At 60.7% G+C, this 19,070-nt stretch carries 22 protein-coding genes and 1 pseudogene; 8 read left to right on the forward strand and 15 right to left on the reverse strand.

Annotated features, from left to right (window positions below; all coding sequences use genetic code 11):
* Nucleotides 1-108 precede the first annotated feature (108 nt).
* Both HYX42_RS17665 and HYX42_RS17670 read left to right on the forward strand, forming a co-directional pair.
* Entirely contained in the window at nucleotides 109-828 is a 720-nt protein-coding gene (locus tag HYX42_RS17665; protein ID WP_293405556.1) for a c-type cytochrome, read from the forward strand.
* Complete coding sequence (locus tag HYX42_RS17670; RefSeq protein ID WP_293405508.1) at nucleotides 825-2,147, forward strand: cytochrome c; 1,323 nt, start codon at nucleotides 825-827, stop codon at nucleotides 2,145-2,147. The genes HYX42_RS17665 and HYX42_RS17670 overlap by 4 nt, the downstream gene beginning before the upstream one ends.
* 147 nt (nucleotides 2,148-2,294) lie before the next feature.
* On the opposite strand, the gene HYX42_RS17675 is transcribed toward HYX42_RS17670, so the two are convergent.
* A complete protein-coding gene (locus tag HYX42_RS17675; RefSeq protein ID WP_293405510.1) occupies nucleotides 2,295-3,533 on the reverse strand; it encodes an MFS transporter in 1,239 nt (412 codons plus the stop codon).
* Between the two features lie 101 nt (nucleotides 3,534-3,634).
* Between HYX42_RS17675 and HYX42_RS17680 the strand changes: the two genes are divergently transcribed.
* From HYX42_RS17680 to HYX42_RS17690, 3 genes and pseudogenes are all read left to right on the forward strand, one after another.
* Nucleotides 3,635-4,957 carry an NAD(P)/FAD-dependent oxidoreductase gene (locus HYX42_RS17680; protein WP_293405513.1) on the forward strand — a complete coding sequence of 441 codons (1,323 nt, stop codon included), beginning with the start codon at nucleotides 3,635-3,637 and terminating at the stop codon, nucleotides 4,955-4,957.
* Nucleotides 4,958-4,997: 40 nt separating this feature from the next.
* Entirely contained in the window at nucleotides 4,998-5,144 is a 147-nt protein-coding gene (locus HYX42_RS17685; protein WP_293405515.1) for a hypothetical protein, read from the forward strand.
* Nucleotides 5,144-5,395: pseudogene (locus tag HYX42_RS17690) on the forward strand (VF530 family protein); the annotation flags it as partial. The gene HYX42_RS17685 and the pseudogene HYX42_RS17690, both read left to right, overlap by 1 nt.
* A 263-nt stretch (nucleotides 5,396-5,658) precedes the next feature.
* Here HYX42_RS17690 and atpE read toward each other — a convergent pair.
* Nucleotides 5,659-5,946, reverse strand: a complete 288-nt coding sequence (gene atpE, locus HYX42_RS17695) for a F0F1 ATP synthase subunit C (protein ID WP_293405517.1) — start codon at nucleotides 5,944-5,946, stop codon at nucleotides 5,659-5,661.
* Nucleotides 5,947-5,986: 40 nt separating this feature from the next.
* Here atpE and HYX42_RS17700 point away from each other — a divergent pair, with 40 nt between their 5' ends.
* Both HYX42_RS17700 and HYX42_RS17705 read left to right on the forward strand, forming a co-directional pair.
* The gene (locus tag HYX42_RS17700; protein WP_293405519.1) at nucleotides 5,987-6,670 is read left to right on the forward strand and encodes an RluA family pseudouridine synthase; all 684 of its coding nucleotides are present in this window, start codon (nucleotides 5,987-5,989) and stop codon (nucleotides 6,668-6,670) included.
* A 79-nt stretch (nucleotides 6,671-6,749) separates the two neighbouring features.
* Nucleotides 6,750-7,409: a protocatechuate 3,4-dioxygenase gene (locus HYX42_RS17705; protein WP_293405521.1), complete on the forward strand. Its 660-nt coding sequence runs from the start codon at nucleotides 6,750-6,752 to the stop codon at nucleotides 7,407-7,409.
* Nucleotides 7,410-7,693: 284 nt separating this feature from the next.
* Here the strand turns inward: HYX42_RS17705 and HYX42_RS17710 are convergent, their stop codons facing one another.
* The 10 genes from HYX42_RS17710 to HYX42_RS17755 all read right to left on the reverse strand — a co-directional run bounded on the left by HYX42_RS17710 (nucleotide 7,694) and on the right by HYX42_RS17755 (nucleotide 14,993).
* A complete protein-coding gene (locus HYX42_RS17710; RefSeq protein ID WP_293405523.1) occupies nucleotides 7,694-7,933 on the reverse strand; it encodes a DUF465 domain-containing protein in 240 nt (79 codons plus the stop codon).
* A 12-nt stretch (nucleotides 7,934-7,945) separates the two neighbouring features.
* A complete protein-coding gene (locus tag HYX42_RS17715; RefSeq protein ID WP_293405525.1) occupies nucleotides 7,946-8,383 on the reverse strand; it encodes a universal stress protein in 438 nt (145 codons plus the stop codon).
* Between the two features lie 175 nt (nucleotides 8,384-8,558).
* Complete coding sequence (locus HYX42_RS17720; protein WP_293405527.1) at nucleotides 8,559-9,533, reverse strand: tripartite tricarboxylate transporter substrate binding protein; 975 nt, start codon at nucleotides 9,531-9,533, stop codon at nucleotides 8,559-8,561.
* A gap of 64 nt (nucleotides 9,534-9,597) precedes the next feature.
* Nucleotides 9,598-10,314 carry a class II aldolase/adducin family protein gene (locus HYX42_RS17725; RefSeq protein ID WP_293405529.1) on the reverse strand — a complete coding sequence of 239 codons (717 nt, stop codon included), beginning with the start codon at nucleotides 10,312-10,314 and terminating at the stop codon, nucleotides 9,598-9,600.
* A 163-nt stretch (nucleotides 10,315-10,477) separates the two neighbouring features.
* Complete coding sequence (locus tag HYX42_RS17730; protein WP_293405531.1) at nucleotides 10,478-10,759, reverse strand: DUF427 domain-containing protein; 282 nt, start codon at nucleotides 10,757-10,759, stop codon at nucleotides 10,478-10,480.
* A gap of 142 nt (nucleotides 10,760-10,901) precedes the next feature.
* Nucleotides 10,902-11,312 (reverse strand): hypothetical protein, encoded by a 411-nt coding sequence (locus HYX42_RS17735; protein WP_293405533.1) that lies wholly within the window; start codon nucleotides 11,310-11,312, stop codon nucleotides 10,902-10,904.
* 78 nt (nucleotides 11,313-11,390) lie between these two features.
* Nucleotides 11,391-12,086: a glycine zipper 2TM domain-containing protein gene (locus HYX42_RS17740; RefSeq protein WP_293405535.1), complete on the reverse strand. Its 696-nt coding sequence runs from the start codon at nucleotides 12,084-12,086 to the stop codon at nucleotides 11,391-11,393.
* 169 nt (nucleotides 12,087-12,255) lie between these two features.
* Nucleotides 12,256-12,783: a cupin domain-containing protein gene (locus HYX42_RS17745; RefSeq protein WP_293405537.1), complete on the reverse strand. Its 528-nt coding sequence runs from the start codon at nucleotides 12,781-12,783 to the stop codon at nucleotides 12,256-12,258.
* A 144-nt stretch (nucleotides 12,784-12,927) separates the two neighbouring features.
* Nucleotides 12,928-13,959: a methionine synthase gene (locus HYX42_RS17750; protein ID WP_293405539.1), complete on the reverse strand. Its 1,032-nt coding sequence runs from the start codon at nucleotides 13,957-13,959 to the stop codon at nucleotides 12,928-12,930.
* A gap of 32 nt (nucleotides 13,960-13,991) precedes the next feature.
* Nucleotides 13,992-14,993: an LLM class flavin-dependent oxidoreductase gene (locus HYX42_RS17755; protein WP_293405541.1), complete on the reverse strand. Its 1,002-nt coding sequence runs from the start codon at nucleotides 14,991-14,993 to the stop codon at nucleotides 13,992-13,994.
* A 103-nt stretch (nucleotides 14,994-15,096) separates the two neighbouring features.
* On the opposite strand from HYX42_RS17755, the gene HYX42_RS17760 reads away from it, so the two are divergent.
* On the forward strand, nucleotides 15,097-15,657 hold the full coding sequence (locus HYX42_RS17760; protein WP_293405543.1) for a YaeQ family protein: 561 nt from the start codon (nucleotides 15,097-15,099) through the stop codon (nucleotides 15,655-15,657).
* On the opposite strand, the gene HYX42_RS17765 is transcribed toward HYX42_RS17760, so the two are convergent.
* The 3 genes from HYX42_RS17765 to HYX42_RS17775 all read right to left on the reverse strand — a co-directional run.
* Nucleotides 15,654-16,559, reverse strand: a complete 906-nt coding sequence (locus HYX42_RS17765; RefSeq protein ID WP_293405545.1) for an ion transporter — start codon at nucleotides 16,557-16,559, stop codon at nucleotides 15,654-15,656. The genes HYX42_RS17760 and HYX42_RS17765 overlap by 4 nt on opposite strands.
* Nucleotides 16,560-16,871: 312 nt before the next feature.
* On the reverse strand, nucleotides 16,872-18,575 hold the full coding sequence (locus HYX42_RS17770; protein WP_293405547.1) for a long-chain fatty acid--CoA ligase: 1,704 nt from the start codon (nucleotides 18,573-18,575) through the stop codon (nucleotides 16,872-16,874).
* Nucleotides 18,576-18,824: 249 nt separating this feature from the next.
* Nucleotides 18,825-19,070 (reverse strand): hypothetical protein (locus HYX42_RS17775; RefSeq protein ID WP_293405549.1); only part of this gene is annotated, 246 nt, incomplete at its 5' end.

Here is a 19,070-nt window from a genome sequence, read left to right on the forward strand (position 1 = left end):
AAACCGCATCTGATGCTTACGGCCCCATGCGTCCTCAGGCATGATTGACACATGCTGAAGACCTTCCCGTTCGCCCTTGTCCAGGGGCTTTTATTCCTGCTGGCCCTCATGTCCACCTTCGCGGCTTCCCCTGCCGTGGCCGCACCGTTTGAAGACACCATCGCCCAGCGCGCCATGGCCTGCACCGCCTGCCACGGCCCGCAAGGCCGGGCTGCGCCTGACGGTTATTACCCCCGCCTGGCCGGCAAGCCTGCAGGTTATCTCTACAACCAGCTCATCAACTTTCGCGATGACAGGCGGCACTATGGGCTGATGACGCAGCTGCTGACGCCGCTGACCGACGACTACCTGATGGAGATCGCGCAGTATTTCTCGCAGCTTGAGGTGCCCTACCCTGCGCCAGCACCCACAAACGCATCGCCTGCGTTGCTGCAGCAGGGCCGCCAGCTGGCAATGCAGGGCGATACCGCCCGCAACATACCCGCATGCGTGCAATGCCACGGGCAGGCGATGACCGGCGTGGCGCCCAATATTCCCGGACTGCTGGGCCTGCCGCGTGATTACCTCAACGCGCAGCTGGGCGCATGGAAGGCCGGACAGCGGCGCGCCCATGCACCCGACTGCATGAAAGATGTGGTGGCAAAACTGTCGCTTGAAGACATCAACGCTGTCGGCAGCTGGCTGGCTGCGCAGCCGCTGCCGGCCAACACCAGACCCGTGACAGAGATGCCCGCCCTGCCCACAGGCAAAGCGGCCATCAGTTGCGGCAGTGCGCCGCTCAAAAACGCCATGAAAAACGCCGCTGAAAGCGCAGGGGGCAAGCCATGAAAAAGCTTGGCAAACTGCTGGTCGGCCTGCTGGTGCTGTTCACTGGCGCCGTGGTGATGGTCTGGCTGCTCAACAGCCACGATGAAGTTGATGTGAGCACCCCGTTCGCTGCCGCCGCACCCGGTGACGCGCTGGTTGCGCGCGGCGCTTACCTGGCACGCGCCGGCAACTGCATGGGCTGCCACACCGCACGCGGCGGCCAGGCCTATGCGGGCGGCAGGGGCATAGACACGCCGTTTGGCACGGTCTTCACATCCAACCTGACGCCGGATGAAAAGACCGGCATAGGCAGTTGGTCTGCATCGCACTTCTGGCGCGCCATGCACAACGGCAAATCAAAAAATGGCCGCCTGCTGTACCCGGCGTTCCCCTATACCAGCTTCACGCAGATGACGCGTGAAGACTCAAACGCCCTGTATGCCTATCTGCGCAGCCTGCCCGCCGTGGTGCAGCCCAACCGGGCGCACACGCTGCGCTTTCCGTACAACTCGCAGGCTGCACTGGCGGTCTGGCGGGCGATTTATTTCAGCCCCGGTGTCTACAAACCCGATGCGGCGCGCAGTGCCGAATGGAACCGCGGCGCCTATCTGGTCACCGGCCTGGGCCACTGCGCGGCCTGCCATACGGCACGCAACGTCCTGGGCGCGACGGACGGGCTGGACCTGGCAGGCGGACTGATTCCGATGCAGAACTGGTATGCACCCTCACTGGTGTCGCCGCATGAAGCGGGTGTGGGCGCATGGACGCCACAGGACATCGTGAAGCTGCTCAAGGCAGGTGTCTCCGAACGCGCTTCAGTCAACGGACCCATGGCAGAAGTTGTACAGGGCAGCACGCAATACCTCACTGATGAAGACCTGAATGCGATGGCGCAGTTTTTGAAAGCCCTGCCCGCGTCATACGGCAAGGATGACAGACGCGAGCCCGACATCGCGCTGATGTCGACATCGCCCGATGCACCCTCTGCAGGCATGAACAGCGTGGTGGCTGCCAAAGGCGCAAAACTGTATGAGCAGAACTGCGCACAATGCCACGGCGACAAGGGCCAGGGCGTGCCCAACGCCTACCCGGCGCTGGCAGCCAACCGTGCAGTGCTGATGCCGCAAACCGTCAACCTGGTGCAGATTGTGTTGAACGGTGGTTACGCGCCAGCAACGGAAGGCAACCCCAGGCCATTCGGCATGCCACCTTTTGTGCTGGTGATGGACGACACCGACGTGGCGGCCGTGCTGACCCACATACGGAATAGTTGGGGCAACAAGGCGGGTGCGGTGTCGCCGCTCGAAGTCAACCGCATAAGAGCCAGTTCAGGGCGGTAAGAAATCACCGCCAGCGTTCAGGCGCGAGGCAGACAAACGTAGCGATGTCTTCGCAAGCAGGGGCCGCGGAACCGGCTACGCCGGGCCGCAGGCGCAGCGCCCCCTCGGGGGGCAGAGAGCTACGCGCAGCGAGCGAGCGTGGGGGCCCTATTTCTCCATCGTGTCGCGATTGGAAAGCGACGGGAATAATTTGAACCACGCTGCGGCAACCAGCAAGGTGCCTATCCCGCCCAGCACCACCGAGCCGACCGGCCCGAGCAGCGCAGCAGTAGCGCCTGACTCAAACTCACCGAGCTGGTTGGATGCGCCTATGAACACCGAGTTGATCGCACTGACCCGGCCGCGCATCTCATTGGGCGTGTCTATCTGGACCAGCGTCTGGCGCACCACCACGCTGACCATGTCGGCACCACCCGAAATCATCAGAGCCAGCAGTGACAGCAAAAAACTGGTGGACAGACCAAACACAATCATGCAGATGCCGAACAGGGCCACGGCACCCAGCATGGTGCGGCCCACGCGTCTTGTCAAAGGCCAGCGTGTGAGCACCACAGCCATCATCACCGCGCCAGCCGCGGGCGCAGAGCGCAGCAGGCCCAGGCCCCAGGGGCCGACGTGCAGGATGTCCTTGGCGAACATGGGCAGAAGCGCCACGGCGCCGCCCAGCAGTACGGCAAACAGGTCCAGTGACACGGCGCCCAGCAGGGCTTTATGCAGCCACACAAAACGGGCGCCGGCCAGCAGCGTGTTCATGGACACCGGCTCGCGCGGCGGCGGTGCATGCTCATAACGCACCAGCGAAATCAGGACCATGGCCGCGACGAAAATCGCAGCACAGGTGGCGTACACGGCAGAGGCACCCGCCACAAAAACCAGTCCGCCCAGGGCCGGACCGGCAATGGCGGCCGCCTGGTTGCCTCCGGAGCTGAAGGCCATGGCGCGCGGAAGCATCACAGGCGGCACCAGCATGGGCATCAGGGCCTGTTGTGCAGGGTTCTGGAATGCCCTGGCCACACCCAGCCAGACCGACAGGCCCAGGAGCAGTTCGCGCGAGGCCCAATGCGCTGATCCGGTATTGCCCCACCCCTGCGTAGCGGCAATCAGGATGAAGGCCACCGCGCCCTGTATGAAAAAACATCCGGCAATGATGCGGCCCCTGTGCACACGGTCTGCGACGTGACCTGCCACCAGCGTGAGCAGCAGCGCCGGCAAAAACTGATACAGGCCGACCAGGCCGAGGTCCCACGCGCTACCGGTCAGGTCGTACATCTGCCACCCTACCGCCACCATCAGCATCTGCGTGCCCATGGTGCCCAGAACGCGGGCAAACCACATCCGGATATAGGGGCGCTGCTGCGTGAGCTCTTTAAAGGTGTGGGTAGCCATCGGGGGGCAAGCTTAACAGCCGGGAATGGCCGTCACCGGCCAGCGCGGCAGTTAACATGGGCAACATAACAAGGGTGGTACGCACCACAGGGAAAAATCTTATGCAACGCATCGTCATCGTAGGGGGCGGCGCCGGTGGCCTCGCACTGGCAACACAACTCGGCAAAAGCCTGGGCAAAAGGGGACTGGCACACATCACGCTGGTCGATTCAGCCCGTACCCACGTCTGGAAGCCACTGCTGCACCAGCTGGCGGCGGGCAGCTTTGACACACATGCAGAAGAAATCGAATACCTGGCTCAGGCGCGCTGGAACCACTTCAAGTTTCGCCTCGGCAGCCTCACCGGAGTCAATCGCGTTGCAAAAACCGTGCAGCTTGCGGCCAGCCACGATGACGCCGGCCGCGAGATTACCCCCGCGCAGGAGCTGGCCTACGACACGCTGGTAATCGCCGTCGGCAGCCAGACCAACGACTTCGGCACGCCAGGTGCGGCGCAGCACGCCATCAAGCTCGACAGCCCGCAGGCCGCGCGGCATTTCAATGACCGCCTGATCAACGCCTGCATACGCGCCCAGAGCGTGCCGCGTGAAGCAGGCAGCGGGCGGTTGACGGTCGCCATCGTCGGCGGCGGTGCTACCGGAGTGGAGCTTGCCGCTGAGCTGCACGCGGCCGCGCGCATCCTTGCCAACTATGGCTTTGACCACATCCACCCCGAAAAAGATTTGCAGATCGTGCTGATCGAAGCGGCGCCGCGGCTGCTGGCACAGCTGCCCGAGCGGCTGAGCGACTCTGCCCTGCGCGAGCTGCGCAAGCTGGCCATCGAGGTGCACACCAATGAGCGTGTGGTGGCCGTTGATGCCGACAAACTCACCATGGCCAGCGGCAAGGTGGTGTCATCGACCCTGACCGTCTGGGCGGCCGGCGTGAAGGCGGCGGATTTCCTCAAGACACTGGGCGCGGGGCCCAATGGCGAAGAGCCGCTGGAGACCAACAAACTCAACCAGCTCGCCGTCAACGGCAATCTGCAGAGCACCCGCGACGCCAGCATCTACGCCTTTGGCGATTGCGCGGCCTGCCAGCAACCCGATGGCACGTGGGTGCCGCCGCGCGCGCAGGCGGCCTACCAGCAGGCGATGTATCTGGTCAACGCCCTGCCCCGGCTTGCGAAAGGCGAAAAAGTAGCACCCTTTGTGTTCAGGGACCAGGGTTCGCTGGTCTCGCTGTCTGAATATTCATCAGTCGGCAGCCTGATGGGCAGCCTGACCAGGGGCAGCTTTTTTATCGAGGGCCAGCTTGCCCGCATGATGTACTGGGGCCTGCACAAGCAGCACCAGCTGGCGCTGGGCGGGTTCAAGAAAACCGCGCTCATTACGCTGTCAGAATTGCTTGACCGCACCTACCGACCGCGCATCAAGTTGCATTGATAATCCCGGTACATATTTCTTAAACCCACAGGAGAGAGCCATGGCCAAAGGACAGCAAGCACAAAAGATGGTGAAGAAACCGAAAAAAGACACCTCGCCACCCAAACCGGTGTCGCCTGATGCAGTCAGGGCCACGGTTGTAACGCAGGTCATGCCCAAGGGCAAGATGAAAAACAAGCCGGCCTGATGGCAGACGGAAAGCCTCAAGACGTGGATGTGCAGGCGGGAAATCCGCTGCACGGTGTGACGTTAGAGGCCATTGTTACAGCGCTTTCAGAGCACTACGGCTGGGAAGAACTGGGGCAGCGCATTAACATACGCTGCTTCACCAGCGAGCCCAGCGTACCGTCCAGTCTCAAGTTCCTGCGCAAGACCCCCTGGGCGCGCGAGAAGGTGGAAAGCCTTTACCTGTTCATGCTGCGCGAAATCAAACGCGCCGGGCCCACGGTGCATAACTTCCCCCCGCCCAAAAAAGCCCGCCGCCTAACCCCGAAGCGGGTTGGCAAACATCAGCATCATGGCCACGCCCACCCCAATCAGGAAGTTGGCGTCGATCAACGGCCTGTGTGCCCTATTTTTACAAGTGCGAACGTGGTGAAAACAGTGCCAATCAAGGCGCGCGACGACGGCAAGGCTCCTGCCTTGCCTAGGAGTGCAACGCAGAGTGGCGCTGTTTTCACCCCGTTCCCTGCGGGTTGTGATCAAAAAGGCCGTGCGCGGCGTTGCAAAGCCTTGATGGGGTCTACCCCATCTGCGTTTTGCGCCTTGCTCACGGCCTTTTTGACTCGCAACGCACCTTGCAAAAATAGGGCACACAGGCCCTCAGCAAGAAGAAACATCTTGACCTGCAGCGGTTCCATCATCTCGGGTTGCCGTACGGCACCTTCCAGGTAACGGCCACCCATCACACCTATGCCCATGCATGCGCCAATCGCGCCCAGGCCGATCATCAAACCGCATGCAATCGAAATAGCACCTGCATCAGTCATGGTCTTCTCCTTTGGTTAAACAGTTGTTGATGGATGAATCATGAGCCCCGGTGTGCCGCAAAACAATTACCTCGCAGGTCATGGCGGCTTTGAAGCGGTGTATGCGGACGACAGCCTGCTGGTGCTCAACAAGCCCGCCGGTTTGCTGTCGGTGCCCGGGCGTGGTGAGGACAAGCAGGACTGCCTGGGCAGCCGCGTACAGCAGCAATACCCCGATGCGCTGGTGGTGCACCGCCTGGACATGGCGACATCAGGATTGATGCTGATGGCGCGCGGCGGGAACATGCAACGCGCGCTATCTCGGCTGTTTGAAAACCGCGAAGTGCACAAGCGTTATGTGGCTGTGGTCGAAGGCGAGTTGACCGGCCATGCGCCTGGTGCCGGCGACTGGCAGCTGATTGACCTGCCCATCATGGTGGACTGGCCGCGCCGGCCGCTGCGCATCATTGACGCCCGGGGTAAACCCAGCCAGACGCGCTGGCGCAGCGTTGCATTTGATGCCGATACAAACACCACACGGGTCGAACTGGAACCGCTCACGGGCCGTTCACACCAGTTGCGGGTCCACCTGCAGGCCATGGGCCACCCGATTGTTGGCGACGCGCTGTATGGCAATGGTGTGCCAACGGTGGCTCCCCGGCTTTTGCTGCATGCCTGCCAGCTCGGCTTTACACATCCGGTTAGCGGGCAGGCCGTGTTTTTTGGGAATTCACCGGATTTCTGAAATTACAGGGTATCTTTGAGCCCGGTCGCGGAACTGGCGGCCAAAGCAGACCTCCAACAGGCACATCTGGAGAATCGAAATGCTCACAAGACCGAACCTGTCGACTTCACACCTCCTGCCGCGCAGGCACATTGCTGCCGCGCTGATCGCAGCACCCGTGGTGTGGACACTCACACGCAGCCTGCCAGCCCGCGCACAGACGGGGGCCCCGCGCATCCTCACGCCCAGCCAGACGGAAGGCCCTTTCTACCCGGTCGCCCTGCCGAAAGACGCAGACTTTGATCTGCTGAAAAACGGCTCGCTTGATTACAGGCTGGGCCAGCCCGCCTGGCTTGAAGGCAGCGTGACCGACCTGCAGGGCACGCCGGTGCGCGGCGCGCTGGTTGAAATCTGGCAATGCGACCACGCCGGTCACTACGATCATCCCGGCGACGGCGGCCGTATCGACAAGGCCTTCCAGGGTTTCGGCCGCGTCGCCGTGAACGCGCAGGGCGAATACCGCTTCCGCACGATTCGCCCGGTGGCCTATAGCAGCCGCACACCGCATATCCACGTCAAGGTGAAACTGGCCAGCCGTGAATTGCTGACGACGCAACTTTATGTGGCGGGTGAGCCGCTGAACCAGCGCGATTATTTGTGGCGCAACCTGTCGGATGCGCAGCGCAACGCGCTCTCCGTGCCGTTTTCGCCCGAAGCAGACGGGCAACGCGCCCGGTTCAATATCGTGGTGGCCGCCTGATGCGGTTCATGGCGTATACGCCGCATCAATTCTTCGTCGCTTGAATTCAAAACATTCTCCCCGGCAGGCAAGGGCAAAAAGGCCAGTAGGCTGAATCGGTGAGATCGCTGGCAAGCGGCTGACCAGCGGCGTGCCAGGCAAGGCGCAAAGCACAGGCGGGCCCGTAGGCCCGACGCGCATTTGCAACGCAGCATGGCGCGGCGAGGGGCAGACGAGTGACAGTGAAACTCCCCACACAAAAAAAAACCCGCACAGTGCGGGCTTTCGTCGAGGTGGGGAGATTTTCAGCTTTTGAGAAGCTTCTGGTAAATCTCGTCCTTGGTCTTGAGGCGGCGCTTTTTCAGGTCTTCAAAGCCCTCGTCACTGATGGGCAGGCCGCTCTTTTCATAGTTGGCGATGGCGTGATTGTCTTCGTCGTACTGCTTGAACAGGGCGGCAAAGTGGACGTCCGAGGCTTTGAGTTCGCGCATCCTGTCGATGTGCTGGGGAAATTCATGGGCCAGGTCGTGGTTAAGCAAATCCATGTCTGTTTCCCTTTATTCGCGAACAATCATCACAGGCAGGTGGGTGTGCGAGAGCACCTGTGCGGCCACGCTGCCCAGCACGAGTTTTTGAAGGCCCTTGCGGCCATGTGAACCCATCACGATCAGGTCTGCACCGGCGGTTTCCGCGGCTTCAAGAATGCTCTTGTAGACGGCCTGCCCTTCCAGTACGGTCGCTGTGACCTCTGTGCCGTTGGCGGCAAACTGGCTTTTGGCCGCGGCGATGGAGTCGTGGGCCTCCCTGGTGGCAGCCTTGAGGTATTCGTCCTGCCCGTAGGCAAACTCGGTACCCACACCGGTGAAGGCATAGGTGTCGATGATGCACACCACGGTTACTTTGGCATTAAACGCCTTGGCAACTGCGGCAGCCTTCTGTATGGCCTGGTTGGCCGTGCTTGAACCGTCTACGGGCACAAGGATGTTGCTGAACATGATGGCGGCTCCTTCCGGTAGTGACATGTTGGCAGAAAAGCCGGTGCCGTTCCGCCGGGCCCAGTGCCTTTCAATTCAGGGCAACGGAGCCATGTACCGTTTGTAAACCATCATGCATTCAAAAGCTATCGAAAAAAAACCGGCAGCTTGCGGCACGTCAATAATGCTGCCGGGCTTACTCGCCCTTGATGTTGGCCGACTTCGCCAGTTGCGCGTAGCGCACCAGGTCAGTCTTGATGAGCTTGCCCAGGTCGGCCCCATTGCCAACCAGGGGTTCGACACCCGCACCCGAGAGGTTGGCCTTGACTTCGGGTTCAGCCAGCACCTTCTGGACATCGGCATAAATTTTGGCGACGACCTCGCGCGGCATTTTGGCCGGGCCCATGAGCGCGTACCAGATCGAGAAATTCAGCGGCTTCAGGCCCTGCTCTTCAAACGTGGCCGAATCGGGCATCAGCTGGTAGCGCTGCGCGGTCGAGACCCCCACGCTGTAAAGCTTGCCGCTCTTGACGTGCGGCGCAATCAGGTTGGCACTCAGGATGGCCAGCGGCACCTGGCCGCCCAGCACATCGGTCAATGCAGGAGCGCAGCCCTTGTAGCCGATATTGGTGGCCTTGACGCCAGACTTCTGTTTGACCAGCTCCATCACAAAATGCTGGGGCGTGCCCACACCGCAGGAGCCGTAGCTCAGCGAATCAGGATTGGCCTTTGAATAGGCGACCAGTTCCTTCATGTTCCTGATGTTGGTACCCGAGTGCGCAGCCAGCGCGATCGGCGTCAGACCCAGCAACATAATGGGCGTGAGATCTTTTTCGGGGTCGTAGTTCAGCTTGCCATTGACGGCAGGGTTGACCACCATGGTGCTGTTTTGCAGCAGCAGCGTGTAGCCATCGGCAGGCGCGCGCACCACCATCTCGGTGCCGATATTGCCGGACGCACCGGCCTTGTTGTCAACCGCAACGCCCTGCCCCCACATCTGCTGCAGGCGTGCGCCCACCTGGCGTGCCAGGGTGTCAGAACCGCCACCTGTGCCGTAAGGGACGATGATCTTCACCGCACGTGAAGGCCAGGCCTGCGCAAATACAGACGTGCCCGCCATTGACGCCAGCGCCATCACTGTGCCTAGTGTGAATAACTTGTTGAGTTTCATGGTTTGTCTCTTGTCTTTTGTTTAGTGCAGGTTGTTGAATGGATGCGACCGAGTGTGCGACTTCCTACTCGATGGCGCCAATGCTCCGGCTCCACAATTCCCATGGACGCCTGACCTGGCCTTCGACATTGGTCATGGCCAGTTCAGCTTCTTCCGGATTCAGAAATTCGATGGGGCCAAGCGCAGCCGATGTGAGCTGCAGCTTTGCATTCTCCTCGGCATAAACCGCGCGGTAAACAGCCTGCTCGAGCGATGGGCCGACCACGGTGGAGCCATGGCCGCGCATCAGTACGCAGTTGTGCTGGCCCAGGGATTTTGCGAGCGCCTTGCCCAGGCCCATGTCGCGTATCAGCAGGTCGGTGTTGCCGCCCGCATCGCGGATCTCGAACAGCGACGAGCCGCTGCCCAGAAATCCGCTCATGTGGAAGATGGGGCGCAGGCGCTGGCCGGTGACGCCGAAAGGAATCACGCTGACCGAATGGCTGTGCACGACAGACATGACGTCGGGGCGTGCGCGGTAAATCTCGCTGTGGATAAAACGCTCAAGGTAAGAGCGCTGGTCTGACGGCACGGCCAGGTCGCCGTTGAGGTCATAGCTCAGGATATCGGCTTTTTTGACCAGCCCCGGCGCGCGGTTACATGACAGCAAGAAATGGTCCGGCGATTTGTCGTGCCTGACACTGACATGGCCAAAGCCATCGACCACACGCTGGTCGTAAAGGATGCGGTTGGCGATAACCAGTTTTTCAATGAGCGCCGGATCGGCGGGGGCGAGGGCCATGGTGTCTCCTGTGATCCTGTGATTGCAGCAGCCATCTACGGCGGCCGATTTTTAATAAGTATACATATTAATAAACCGGCTGGGCAAGGGAAGCGCGACTCAAAATCAGAGGGTTAACCCCAGTCAGGCGCACTCAATGCGGGAACTGGTGCGGCCTCAAGCCTCAGGGCTCAATCTTCACGCCCTTCCAGAACGCAACGTGGCCCTTGATGTTTTCGGCCTCAGGTTTGGGGTCAGGGTAATACCAGGCGGCGTCAGTGTTCATCTCGCCATTGACCAGCAGCGAGTAATAGCTGGCCTGGCCTTTCCATGAACACATGGTGTGGTGATTGCTGAAGGTGATGTAGTCGCGGTTGAGTGCGCTTTCAGGAAAGTAGTGGTTGCCTTCGATGACCACGGTCTCGTCGCTCTGCGCAATGGTTGCGCCGTTCCAGGTGGCTTTCATATGATCTGCCTGCTTTCGGTAAATTGGAAGAAGATGCTGTGTCGCGTGAATACTAACCCGCTCGGTCACGCGTTTTTCAGGTCCATAAAAAAAGGCGCCAGCCTGTGGCCTGACACCTTTTTACTATCGTGGCAAGTTCAGATCAATGCCGGTGATGGTCATCCCAGTGACCCCTGTGTTTGCCTTTGTGTTTGTCTTTGTGCTTTTCCCTGTATTGCACGCGTTCAAACTGGTCGTCGCCCCTGACTTTCACAAAGTACACCGGCTGTCCGCAGGCGTTGTACTGGGCGCAGTGTTTGGACCACTTCTTTGCATGGCCTGGCGGCACATGCAGGTAAAGAGGTTGCTGCTCAACCACCACAGCGGGACGCTGGATGATGACGGGTTGTGAGTAGATCACCGGTGGCGGCGGGGCCGTACCGAATTCAATGCGGCCGTACACGCCGGGCACCAGGGCACCCTGTGCCATGGCATTGGCAAAAGGCATGGCTGCCAGTAATGCAAAGCCAGCTGCTGCCAGCCACTTCGAACGGTGCATGTTTGTTCTGGTCATGATGGTTCCTTTTCCTCTGATGTCGGGCGACGTAAAAATGGCGCACCAGAGTAATCCGGTGCGCCACCCCAAGTCGACTTAACCTTTGGCGTTTGCCATGCGAAGGTTCTGGCCTTCGACAATCACCTTGGAACCCACGGGCACCGAGGTCGAAACGTCCAGATTGCGACGCGAACCGTCGTCCATGCGCACGGCGACGTTGTAGACGGTGACCTTTTTCATGTTTGCTTCAACCTTGTTGCCGGCATAAGCACCGCCTGCAGCGCCCAGCACTGTCATCGCAGTTTTGCCGTTGCCGGCACCCATCTGGTTGCCGACAATGCCGCCCAGCAGACCGCCTGCAACGGTACCGATACCGATGGTCTGGTTGCCGACCGCCACACCATTGACCTGGCCCTGACGCTGTTCGGCGGTGACGGATTCAACCGTACCGCAATCGGCGCACACGTTGGCCTTGGCGACCTGCACCGGTGTGCTGCTGGAGCGCGACGTATTGTTGACGGCGACAGGTTTGCTGCTGGTTGTGGCAAGCTTGTTGACGTGAGCCGGGGCGGTGACAGGCGTCACAGGTGCCTGAACGGCGGTGTTCGCAGAATACGGGTTGGGTTGTGCATCAGACTTGTTGACAACCAGCGCGGCAGCCAGCGCTGCGACAGTGATCCCCAGTACGGCGACGATGGCGATCAGCGCCTTGCTGTGTTGCATGCGGTCGGCCAGCCCGGTGCGGGCTGCGGGACCTGAAGCATTGGGGGTAGCGAGTTGACTTGTTTCCATGATGGACTCCTTTTTGTTGGAGCCTCAGTTGTATCAACCCGGCCTGATACAACTTGTAGGACTAAAGTCAAGAATGTAAGCAGCGGTTTGCCTGAGTAAAGGTTTTAGGTGCTTTATTGAGCACTAATTGGCAAAACCCAAGCCCCGGCAGGAAAGACAGCCTGCTCTCCTACACGCCACCCTGCGGGTGAGTCGGATCTATCCACAGCACCGCCTCTGGTTTTTCAACCGGTTCTATATCGAGGTTGACGGCGACAGCCTCACCATCGCTGCGGCAGAGCACACATTCAAGCATCTCGGTCGGGCTGGCATTGATCTCCTGGTGCGGCACGTAAGGCGGTACATAGATGAAGTCACCAGGTCCGGCCTCTGCCGTGAACTCGAGGTGCTCACCCCAGCGCATGCGCGCCTTGCCCCTCACTACATAGATCACGCTTTCGAGATGGCCGTGGTGATGCGCGCCGGTTTTTGCGTCGGCATGAATCGTCACCGTGCCGGCCCAGAGCTTTTGTGCACCGGTGCGTGCGAAGGTAATCGCAGCCTTGCGGTCCATGCCTGGTGTTTGCGCGGTGTTGCCGTCGAGTTGGCCGGCACCAATCACGCGCACGCCGTCGTGCTTCCAGCGCGGTTCATGGCCATGATCGTGCGGATGATCATGTGAATGGTCGTGCGAGTGATCGCCGGGGGTAGAAGTCACGTTGAGTTCCCTCTCAATAAACGAAGCGGGGTTTTCAGCAAGCAGGGGCCGCGGAACCGGCTCTGCCGGGCCGCAGGCGCAGCGGCCCCCTCGGGGGGCAGCGCATTACATGCAGCCGGAGGCGAAGTGAAAAGCGTGGGGGCTTCATTTGTAGCGTTGGCGAGCCAGTGCCGCGCCTGCGGCGAGTGCTTCGAGTTTTTTCAGGGCAATAGCCCGGTCCATCGGCGCCAGGCCGCAGTTGGTGCAAGGCAGCAACCGGTTCTTCGGCACGTATTTCAGCGCTTCGCCAATCGTGTCGGCAATCTGCTCTGGCGTTTCAATCACGTCGCTGGCCACGTCGATCACGCCGACCATGACGTCCTTACCTTCCAGCAGCTTCATCAGGTGTGGCGGCACATGCGAGTGGTAGCACTCCAGGCTGACCTGCTGGATGCTGCTTTTGGCCAGCGCCGGGAACACTGTTTCGTACTGACGCCACTCCTCGCCCAAGGTCTCTTTCCAGTCGTTGTTGGCCTTGATGCCGTAGCCGTAGCAGATATGCACGGCCGTCGTGCAGGTCAGCCCCTTCGCGGCAATCTCAAGCGCCTTTACACCCCAGTCGGCCGCTTCACGCATATAGACATTGAAGGCCGGTTCGTCGAACTGGATGATGTCGACACCATCGGCCTGCAGCGCCAGTGCTTCCTCATTAAGCAGCTTTGCAAAAGCCATCGCCATCTTGACCTTGTCGCCGTAGAACTGGTCGGACACCGTGTCGATGATGGTCATGGGACCAGGCAGGGTGAACTTGATTTTTTTGCTGGTGTGCGCACGCAAAATCTTTGCTTCGGCCTGGTGAACGCGGCCTTTCAGCTTGAGCTCACCCACCACCTGCGGCACCATGGCGTCATAGCGGTTGTTGCGTATGCCCATCTTGACCTTGTGATTAAAGTCTATGCCTTCGACCTGTTCAAGAAAGCCGTGCACAAAATGCTGGCGCGACTGCTCGCCGTCGCCAATCACATCCAGGCCTGCGTCTTCCTGCGCCTTGATCCACAGCAGCGTGGCATCAGCCTTGGCCTGAGCAAGTTCTGCGCCTTCGGCCTTCCACTGCGGCCAGAGTTTGTTGGTTTCAGACAGCCAGGCGGGTTTGGGCAGGCTGCCGGCAATGGTGGTGCTGAAAAGTTTTTGGGTCATGGATGTTTTGTCTCGTTGTGATTGGTGCAGTTTCAGAAAAATTCTTTCGCGAGCAATTCGTAAGAGCGCCTGCGCGCCGTGGGGTCGTGCGCCCAGGTGATGACGACCAGCTCGTCCACCCCGTGAGTATCAGCCAGCGCGCGCAGCTTGTCTGCCACCTGCGCGCCATTGCCGACCAGGGCCGTGCGCCTGATTTTTTCCGACTCGAACTGCTCCGCCGGCGTATAGGGTCGAAGGGCCGCTTCGGCAGGCGATGGCAGCGGGCCGAGTGCGCCCTTGTTGCGGTCTATCTTCCAGCGCTCGCGGCCCGAGAAGTGATGCCAGGCGCCGGCTTCAGTGTCCGCCGCCAGCGCCCAGACGCACAGCACGGCTTTCGGCTCGGGATTGAGCGGGCTGGGCTTGTACAGACGGCGGTAGAGGTCCAGCGCCTGCTCTGTGCCCTGCCCGTCTGTAATGAAATAAGCGAACGCATAGGGCAGGCCGTAGTGCGCTGCCAGCTGCGCGCCATAGTCCGAGCTGCCCAGCATCCACAAATCAGGCGTGGTCGGCCCGGTGGGGTTGGCGGTCACGCCGCGTCCAGGGTGGCCTTCGGGCAAATCGATACCGGATATCCAGGCCTGCAGCTCGCGCACCTGGATGGGAAAGTTTTCTGCCGATTGATGCGGGTCGGCGCGCAGCACGCGGGCGGTGCGCATGTCCGAGCCGGGCGCACGGCCCACACCCAGGTCTATGCGGCCGGGCGCGAGCGCGTCCAGCACCCGGAACTGCTCGGCCACCTTCAGCGGCGCATAGTGCGGCAGCATGATGCCCGCACTGCCTATGCGTATGCGGGTGGTCGTTGCAGCAATGGCCGCCATCAACACCTCGGGCGCAGAACCGACGATGGTCGGGTGGCTGTGGTGTTCGCTGCACCAGAAGCGCTTGTAGCCCAGCGCTTCGCAGTGCCGGGCCAGCGCCAGGGCTTCACGGATGGAGGTGTCTTCAGTACGGCCGGAGACGGCGACGGACTGGTCGAGGACGGAGAGGGAAAGCATTGGCAAACTATAGCCAGCGCGTGGCGATTCCGCTCTAGCAGGGTCATGACGCTCCGTCTGTTCCAATATGGCCTGTTCCCCTGACCACACAAAGAAGACTCTTATGGCACTGAAAGCCACCATCTACAAAGCAGCGCTCGCCCTGTCCGACATGGACCGCAGCATTTATGCCGACCACAACGAAACCATTGCGCGCCACCCCTCGGAGGCCGATGAACGCATGATGATCCGTCTGCTCGCCTTTGCGCTCAACGTGCCGGCCGACGACAAGAAGGGCAAGCTGGAATTTGCAAAGGACCTCTGGGACGTGGATGAGCCCGCCCTCTGGCACAAGGACTACACCGAGCAGATCCTGCACTGGATAGACGTGGGCCAGCCGGATGACAAACGCCTGATGAAGGCTGCGGGCCGGGCAGAGCGGGTCAGCGTCTACAGCTTTGCCAGCAGCACCAGTGTCTGGTGGAAAAACATCGAAAGCAAGTTGACCCGCGCATCAAACCTGGTGGTGTGGCAGATCGATGCCGCACAAAGCCAGGCGCTGGCAAAACTGGCCGAACGCAGCATGCAGCTTCAGGTCACTGTGCAGGACGGCACGGTGTGGATGAGCACGGCGCTGGGCTCGGTCGAGATTACGCCGGTGCGGCTGACAGCGTCCAGCGACTAGTCGGCTTTCTCACCCAGCCTGAGCCGGGCCCCGCAGTGGGCACAGAAGCGGGCACCAGCCGCCTGATCTGTCCTGAAACATTCCTGGCAAGCGCTGGCCCCTTCTTCTGAAGACGTCTCCAGCGCAGCTATGGCCTGCAGCCTGCGCTGCATGGACATCTCTGCGGTCACGATGCCGGTCGGCACTGCCAGAATGCCCCAGCCCAGCAGCATCATGAACGATGAAATCAGCCGGCCGAAATCGGTCTTGGGCGTGATGTCACCAAACCCGACGGTGGTCACGGTGCTGATGGCCCAGTAAACAGAAGTGGGGATGCTGGTGAAACCGTTCTCCGGCCCTTCGACCACATACATGACCGTGCCCATGACCAGCACCACCATCAGTACGGCCGAGAGAAAGACCAGGATCTTGCGGCGGCTGGCTGCAAGGGCGCGGCCCAGCGACAGGTACTCCTCCAGATAGGCCGAGAGCTTGAAGATGCGGAAGACACGCAGCAGGCGCAGCACCCGCACGTCGATGAGCGCATGCCACTCGGGGAAGAACAGCGCCAGGTAGGTAGGCAGCACGGCCAGCAGGTCGATGATGCCGAAAAAGCTCAGTGCGTATTTCAGCGGCTGGCGCACCGACAGCAGGCGGGCGATGTATTCGGCTGTAAAGAGCACGGTGAAAAACCACTCCGCCACGGCAAAGCCTGTGCCGTGGCGAGCATGAATGGCCTGCACGCTGTCGGCCATCACGACCGCAATGCTGACCAGGATGACGGCTATCAGCACCTTGTCGAACAGGCGCCCTGCCGTGGTGTCTGCCTCAAAAATGACCGAATACCAGCGGCGGCGCCAGCCATCGAGCGGTTTGTCGGCAGGCGAAGCCGGTTCAGGCGGCGGGGGCTGTGTGACGGGCATCGGGGTGTTCGGCCTTGATATCAATGTGATGGAAGATGCTAAGCGATGCGCCGCAGCTACAAGGGAAGGTCGGCGACTGATCCTGTCAGCGCAAACGAGGTGAAATTTACTATCAATTTAATAGCTGCTTACGCTTGTATCTATTGGTCTGGAGGCCGATTTGGCACCTGAAATGGCCTTTTTAAAGCGTTTTCAGGCTTTTTTGAGTCCTAAAAACCTGGCGTAGAGCCTGAAAAATAAATAATGCGTCAAATATGATTCATTAAGCATTTAATGATTCATATATGGCGCATTAATTGCCTGCACGCCATATCAGGCTGATCTGGCGTTTTCGCTTTCCTGCAGCGCACGCCACATCACCTTGCCGGAGCCGCTTTTGGGCAGGGCATCGACAAACTGCACCACACGCGGGTACTTGTAGGCGGCCATGTTGTCCTTGCACCAGGTGATGATCTCGTCTTCGCTCACCTTGCCCTTGAAGGCGGCGCGCAGCACGACCACGGCCTTGACCGACTCGCCGCGGTAGGCGTCGTTGGTAGATATCACGCAGGCCTCCTGTACGGCCGGGTGCTTGAACATCAGCGCCTCGACCTCGGCCGGCCAGACCTTGAAGCCCGAGGCGTTGATCATGCGTTTGAGCCTGTCGGTGATGAAGAAGTAGCCGTCTTCATCGACATGCCCGAGATCGCCCGAGCGGAAGAATCGCTTGCCGTCGATCTCGATGAATGCTTGCGCCGTGGCATCGGGCCGCTTCCAGTAGCCCTGAAAAATCTGCGGGCCGCTCATGATGATTTCGCCCTGCTCGCCCTGCGCCACTTCCTTCATCGTGATCGGGTCAATCACACGCGCATCGCAGTTCACAAAGGGCACGCCCAGGCACTGCTGCTTGGTCGCGTCGTAGGGATTGCTGTGCGAGGGCGCTGCGGTTTCAGTCAGGCCGTAGCCCTCCGCGTAGCTCAGGCCATATTGCTCCAGCAGGCGCTGCGCGACAGCCTGGGGCATGGCGGCGCCGCCGCCGCCGATGTAGACCAGGCTGCTCAAGTCGAACTTCTGGAAGTTCGGACTGCCGAGCAGGTCAATCACCATGGTCGGGATGTTCGTCCAGTGCGTCACGCGCCAGTGCGAGATCAGGCGGCCAGCCAGTTCGCGGTCCCAGCGCGGCATGATGACCAGCGTGCCGCCGCCGTAAATGGTGGCGTGCATCACCGACACCATGCCGGTGATGTGGAACATGGGCACCACGGACAGGTTGACGTTTTCAAACGTGCTGTTGCCCCACAGGCTGCTTGCCACAGCGTTATGCATGATGCTGGCGTGTGTGTGCATGCAGCCCTTGGGCAGGCCTGTGGTGCCGCTGGTATAGGGCAGCACGGACATGTCTGCGGGACCCACGGTGTGCGGCGGCAGGTCTTGCGCGTTGCCTGCAATCGCGTCCTGCCAGCTCACCACCTCACCGCCATCAATCACCGGCAGCGCATGGCGCGTACCCAGCCAGTCGCGCCAGGCAGCTGACATGTCCTTGTTGGCATCGGCGTTGATGTCAAAGCCGTCGCTGTAATGCGTGACGACCAGTTTTTTGAGTTGCTCTGCGGGCTCAAGCTGATCGTTGGCCTTGATGAGCTCAGGCGCCAGGTCGGCAGCCACGATGGCGGCTTTGGTGTCGGGGTCGGTGATGTAGTGCTTGAGCTCTTCAGCCCGGTTCATGGGGTTGACCGGCACCACCACAGCGTTGGCGCGCAGGATGGCGAAGTGCGCAATCACCCATTGCGGCGAATTCTGCATGATGAGCGCGACGCGGTCACCCTTTTGCACACCCATGCGGTGCAGGGTCGCGGCCAGGCCTTCTGCCTGCTGCATGACCTGTGCGTAGGTCAGCGCGCGTTCAAAGAACACGAGGGCGGGTTTGTCGGGAAAGCGCAGCGCATTGACGGCAAGGTTGTGCCACAGGGATGTGGCGGGGGCGGTGATGGTATGCGGCAGGCGCTTGGGCCAGAACTTGAAATGGGCGCTGTTCATGAAGTCTCCTGGGGGGAGACTAACGCCTGTGGGGATCGCTGGCATTGGGGAAGGTACTAGACCGCAGGGTTTGTCGTCGCATTGGTGACGCTCTTGCTGGGTTGAGGTTGTGCCCTTCACATAGAAGCCGGGTCTCGCCCCGGCGGGCGAGGCACTTTTCTTTGCTTCGCCAAAGAACAAGTACCCAAAAGAAAGGCGACCCGACGTCTGGGTCCTTTCGCTGCGCTACAGGCAACCTGCGGTGCTCGATTACGTCGGCGGGAAAAACAACTCGCTTCGCTCAAACAAGTTTTTCCCATTGATGCCGTCTCCATCCCCGCTCCTCGGCCCAGCCTCAAGGGGGTGGGGATTAAATTCGGGCTCGGATTCGGATCCGGGGAGCCGCCAGCGCGAAGCGCTTGAGGCGAGTCTTGGGGTTTTGTCTCTGTATTTGTCTTCCTCCCCTAACCCTTGGAGAGGAGCCGAGAAGCGCAGGGCCAGACGGATCAGGGCTGA

This window comes from Polaromonas sp., assembly GCF_016185115.1.
Classification (GTDB): Bacteria; Pseudomonadota; Gammaproteobacteria; order Burkholderiales; family Burkholderiaceae_C; genus Polaromonas.